General features: G+C 70.7%; 5 protein-coding genes. All 5 read right to left on the reverse strand.

The annotated features are described in order from the left end of the window. Nucleotides 1-459: 459 nt before the first annotated feature. From kdpE to kdpC, 5 genes are read right to left on the reverse strand one after another with little or no spacing between them, the layout of a single operon-like run. A complete protein-coding gene (kdpE, locus tag ABIC90_RS27225) occupies nt 460-1,158 on the reverse strand; it encodes a two-component system response regulator KdpE (protein ID WP_354359832.1) in 699 nt (232 codons plus the stop codon). Nucleotides 1,159-1,162: 4 nt separating this feature from the next. Then, complete coding sequence (locus tag ABIC90_RS27230; RefSeq protein WP_354359834.1) at nt 1,163-3,931, reverse strand: DUF4118 domain-containing protein; 2,769 nt, start codon at nt 3,929-3,931, stop codon at nt 1,163-1,165. Between the two features lie 21 nt (nt 3,932-3,952). Continuing rightward, a complete protein-coding gene (locus tag ABIC90_RS27235) occupies nt 3,953-4,090 on the reverse strand; it encodes a hypothetical protein (RefSeq protein WP_354359836.1) in 138 nt (45 codons plus the stop codon). Beyond that, nucleotides 4,080-4,499, reverse strand: coding sequence for a hypothetical protein (locus tag ABIC90_RS27240; protein WP_354359838.1), 420 nt, complete (start codon nt 4,497-4,499; stop codon nt 4,080-4,082). Before ABIC90_RS27240 ends, ABIC90_RS27235 begins: the two co-directional genes overlap by 11 nt. Nucleotides 4,500-4,509: 10 nt before the next feature. Continuing rightward, complete coding sequence (gene kdpC / locus ABIC90_RS27245; RefSeq protein ID WP_354359840.1) at nt 4,510-5,088, reverse strand: potassium-transporting ATPase subunit KdpC; 579 nt, start codon at nt 5,086-5,088, stop codon at nt 4,510-4,512. Between the last annotated feature and the right edge of the window lie 100 nt (nt 5,089-5,188).

Genomic DNA, 5,188 nt, shown 5'->3' on the forward strand with positions numbered 1-5,188 from the left:
GCGGCTCCCCTGCGGTGCTCGCATTTCGCGGGGTCTCGCAGAACTCGCTTCGCTCAAACAGCTGCGAGCCCTGATCCGCGAAACGCTGCGCTCCTCGGCGGCACAGAGGGGCCGGCTGCGCCGCACCGCGTACCGGGCGCTTGCTGTGGAGTTGACGCTGTATGCCCTCACCCCTGCCCTCTCCCAGAGGGAGAGGGAGCAAGACACAAAGCGGGCTCCAAGAGGAAGTGATCAACAACCGCGTTGACTGCGGCGATGGGTGCTGTGCCCTTGGGCGGCCGTTGAGGCACCGCCGAGCAGCGCAGCGACGGGCGGATCAGGGCTCGCAGCTGTTTGAGCGGAACGCAGTGGAGCGAGTTCTGCGAGACCCCGCCCGTCGCGAGCAGCGCAGGGAAGCCCGAAGGGCCGGTGACGTCGGCCACCCAAGGGCACAGCACCCATCGCCGCAAACCCCAAGAGTCAAACCACCAGCCGATACCCCACAGCAGTCTCAGTCAACAGATGCCGAGGCTGTGCAGGATCGCTTTCAAGCTTCTGCCGCAGATGCCCCATGTAGATGCGCAGGTAATGGCTCTGGTCCGTGTGCGAAGGCCCCCACACCTCGCGCAGCAATTGGCGCTGCGTGAGCACACGCCCCGCATTGGCGACCAGTACCGAGAGCAGGCGGTATTCGGTCGGCGTCAGGTGTACCTCGGTGCCGGCTCGCCGCACGATCCGCGCGGCGCGATCCAGTTCGATCTCGCCGAAACGGAAGACAGCTTCGGCGGGCTCGTCGCTGCCACCACCGGCTGCGCGCGGACGGCGCAGATTGGCGCGCACACGGGCCAGCAGCTCGCCAGTGCCGAAGGGCTTCGTGAGGTAGTCATCCGCACCGGCATCGAGCGCGGCGATCTTGTCGGCCTCGTCGGTGCGGGCCGACAGCACGATGATCGGCACGGCCGACCAGCCGCGCACATCGCGAATCAGCGAGACGCCATCGCCATCCGGCAACCCGAGGTCGAGCACCAGCAGGTCAGGCTGCCGCGTGCCGGCCGCGGCCAATCCATCGCGCAGCGTGCCGGCCTCGTGCACCAGCCAGCCTTCGGCTTCGAGCGCGCCGCGCACGAAACGGCGGATCTGCGGCTCGTCCTCGATCACGATGGCGGTGGGGGCTGGCATGGCTTCAGAGTTGGGCTTCGGCTGTTTCGGGCGCCTCCCGGCGCGGCAGGGTGACGGTGAATTCTGCACCTCCGTCGCGCGCATTGGCCGCCGTGACTTCTCCGCCGTGCGCGCTCACCACCGCCCGGCAGATCGCCAGGCCCAGCCCGACGCCGGGCGTGGCCGACTCGGCCTCGCCGCGCGTGAACTTGTCGAACAGCTTCTGCTCATGGCCCAAGAGCGCGGCGGGCAAGCCGGGGCCATGGTCGCGCACGGTGAGCACCAGCGTGCCGGACTCGGCCCGGGCACCGACCACGATAGGTGGCGCGCCGTACTTGGTGGCGTTCTCCAGCAGGTTGACCAGCACGCGCTCGATCAGCACCGCATCGAACTCGACCAGCGGCAGATCGGCGTCGAGCGCGGTCTGCACGACGGTGTCGCCCAGCGACGTGCGCGCCGCGCGGATCGCGGAACCGACCACCTCCTCCACCGACTGCCAGTCGCGCCGCAGGTTCACCGCACCACCGGCAATTCCGCTCTCGAGCCGCGCCATGTCGAGCAGGTTGTTGACCAGCGCGTTCAGCTCGTGCGCCTGCGCGACGATGGCGCGCGCCGCATCGCCGTGCTGTTCGGGGGGCAGCGTCTGCAGCGATTCGGCCAATGCGATCAGCGCGGTGAGCGGCGTGCGCACGTCGTGCGAGATGGCGCCGAGCAGGGCATTGCGCAGGCGCTCCGACTCCATCTCGACCACCGCCTGCTGCGCCACCTCGACGTAGTGCACGCGCTCCAGCGCGATCGCGATCTGGCGGGCCAGCGTGTCCAGTTGCTGCGCCTGTTCGGGAATCAGCAGCCAGCGCGGCTGCGCGGGCGACAGCGCCAGCACGCCGCGCACGCGCATCGGCGCCTTCAGCGGCACGTAGTGCCAGGGCTGCGCGGCCAGCGTGGCGGTGGCAAGGCCCGCGGGTTGCCCATGGCGGAACGCCCAGTCGGCCACCTGCCCGTCGAAGCCTTCCGGCGGATTGGCGGGCAGCACGAGCGCATCGGCCGCATCGGTCACCAGCACCAGCGCATGGCCGCCGAAGTGCCCCTGCACCGCCGCGGCGCCCAGCGACACGACCTGCGTGCTCTCCAGCGCGGCCGAGAGTTCGCGCGTGAGTTCGAACAGCGAGCGTGCGCGCCGCTCGCGGCTGGTGGACACGCCCGCCGCAAAGCGCAGCCCCGCCGTGAGCTGCCCCACCAGCAGGCCGACGCCGAGCATGATCGCGAAGGTCAGCACGTACTGCACGTCGCTCACCGCGAACGAAAGTCGCGGGGGCACGAAGAAATAGTCGAAGGCCGCGACGTTGAGCAAGGCGGCCAGCGCCGACGGCCCGCGTCCGAAGCGCATCGCCACCCCGACCACGCCGAGCAGAAACAGCATCACGATGTTCGACAGCTCGAGCACGTTGGTCAGCGGGGCGCACACCAGAGTGAGCGCAACGCTGGTGGCGGTGGCCCACGCATAGGCGGGCCAGTGGACCGGCGCCTTCTCGTGGCCTTCGTCGTCGGCGCGCAGGCCGTCGACGGCGGTGCGCGAGAGGCGCCGCGAGCTGTCGGCGCGGCCCACTTCCATGATGTCCAGCGCCGGCGCGCGTTGGGCGAGCGCGCGCGGCAACGGCGTTTGCCCGGCCGGCCACCAGCGGCGCCAGCCCGCCACCGGCTCCGAGCGCCCCAGCACCAGCGTGGCGCAGTTGAGCCGGCGCGCCTGTTCGGCCAGTTGCTCGGCCACGTCGGCGCCGGTGAGCACCGCCGTGGCCGCGCCCAGTTCCTCGGCGAGCTTGAGCACCGCGAGCGTGCGATCGCGCTCCTCCGCGGCGAGCCGCTGCAGGCGCGGTGTTTCCACATACGCCGCATGCCAGCGCACATTGAGCTGGCCCGCGAGCCGCGCCGCGGTGCGCACCGTCTGCGCCGCGCCTTCGTGCGGCCCCACGCAGGCGAGGATCGCGCCCGAGGTGTTCCAGGCCTGCAGCTCGCTGCCCGGCCCTTCCTTGCCGTTGCGGCCCGCGGCGCCCGACTGCTCCACACGCCAGCCGCGCACATCGTCTTCCACATGCTCGGCAGTGCGGCGCAGGGCGATCTCGCGCAGCGCGATCAGGTTGCCCTTGCGAAAGAAATTCTGCGCCGCCCGCTCGGCCTGCTGCGGCAGGTACACCTTGCCGGCCGCGAGCCGCGCGGTGAGCTCGTCGGGCGTGACATCGACCAGCACCACCTCGTCGGCCTCGTCGAGCACGGTGTCGGGCACCGTCTCGTGCACCCGCACGCCGGTGATGGCGCCGACGGTGCCGTTGAGGCTTTCCAGGTGCTGAACGTTGAGGGCCGACCACACCTCGATGCCCGCGGCCAGCAGTTCCTGCACGTCCTGCCAGCGCTTGGCGTGGCGCGAACCGGGGGCGTTGGTGTGAGCCAGTTCGTCGACCAGCAGCACGGCGGGCTTGCGCGCGAGCGCGGCGTCCAGGTCGAACTCGGCGAGCGTGCGGCCGCGGTAGTCCAGCGCGCGCAGCGGCAGCGTGTCCAGACCCGCGAGCAGCGCGGCGGTTTCGCTGCGGCCGTGGGTCTCGACCACGCCGATCAGCACATCGCGGCCCGCCGCGCGCTCGCGCTGGGCGGCGCTGAGCATCGCCCAGGTCTTGCCGACGCCGGCGCTGGCGCCGAAGTAGATGCGCAGCTTGCCGCGCAGGGCGCGCGCCTCGTCGTTGCGCAGCTGCGCGATCAGGGCGTCGGGGTCGGGGCGGGTGTCAGGGCGGTTGTCGGGCATGGCGGTCGGTGGCTGCGCAGGTTATCGCATCGGACCGCCTTTGTTGCGCCGCTTGGTGTCGTGCCGCCGCGCGGTGCGCGACAGCACGAGCCAGGCAAAGCCCAGCGGCACGAACAGCGCCGCGAGCGCCAGCAGCACATGCAACAGGTCAGCGACCATCGCGCAGGCCGCAGCGGGCCAGGTGCTCGCGCCAGCTCACGAGCCGGCCGATTTCGCCCGAGGGCACGCATTCGATCAGGCGGTGCAGCACGTCGGCGTAGCTGGTCAGCGGAAGGCGGACCATCAGCCGGACGCAGGGCGCATCGCTTTCCTGCGAGCACAGGGCATGCAGCAGCGGCTCGCAGCGCACCACGCCCGCATCGGGGGAGCCCGCGATGCTGCGGCGCACGCGCAAGGCGTCGGCGCAGCAGACGGTGACGTCGAGCACGTAGAACTGGCTGGCGGCGGTCACGGGCGCGTGGGTGCGTCCGGCCACCCCGTCGATGAGGGACGGCGAAGCACACGAAGCGGCAAGCCGGTGGGCAGGCCGTTCGGTGCCGGGATGTTCGCGGTAGGCGGCATAGGCCATGTTGTTCTCCTCAACGCGCGGTCGTCGAAGCCGAGGCGTCGAGCGCGAGATTCAGTGCAAGCACGTTGACGCGCGATTCACCCAGCAAGCCCCACAGCGGAGCCTGCGTGTTCTTGGCGATCAGCGCGTTGACCTGTTCGACCGGGACGCCGCGCACGCGCGCCACGCGCGCCGCCTGGTACTGCGCGGCGGCCGGGCTGATGTCCGGATCGAGCCCGCTGGCGGACGCCGTGACCAGGTCCACGGGCACGGGTGCGGTGTTGCCGGGGTCCACGGCGCGCAGGGCTTCGACGCGCGCCTTCACCGCGTCGGTCAGGGCCGGGTTGAGCGGCCCCTGGTTGGAGCCGCTCGAGGCGCTGGCGTTGTAGGGCTGCGGTGCCGTGGCCGACGGGCGGCCCCAGAAATGCTTCGGGTCGCTGAAGTTCTGGCCGATCAGCTTCGATCCGACAGGCACGCCGTCGATCACGACCAGGCTGCCCGCCGCCTGCGACGGAAACACCGCTTTCGCGGCGCCGGTCACGGCCACCGGATAGATCACGCCGGTGAGCGCGCTCAGCAGTGCGAAGAGCACGAGCGCGGGACGAATGATGCTGTTGCTGTTGCTGTTGCTGTTGCTGTTGCTGTTGCTGTTGCTGTTGCTGTTGCTGTTGCTGTTGCTGTTGCTGTTGCTGTTGCTGTTGCTGTTGCTG

It is taken from the genome of Variovorax boronicumulans (assembly GCF_040544675.1).
GTDB lineage: Bacteria > Pseudomonadota > Gammaproteobacteria > Burkholderiales > Burkholderiaceae_C > Variovorax > Variovorax boronicumulans_D.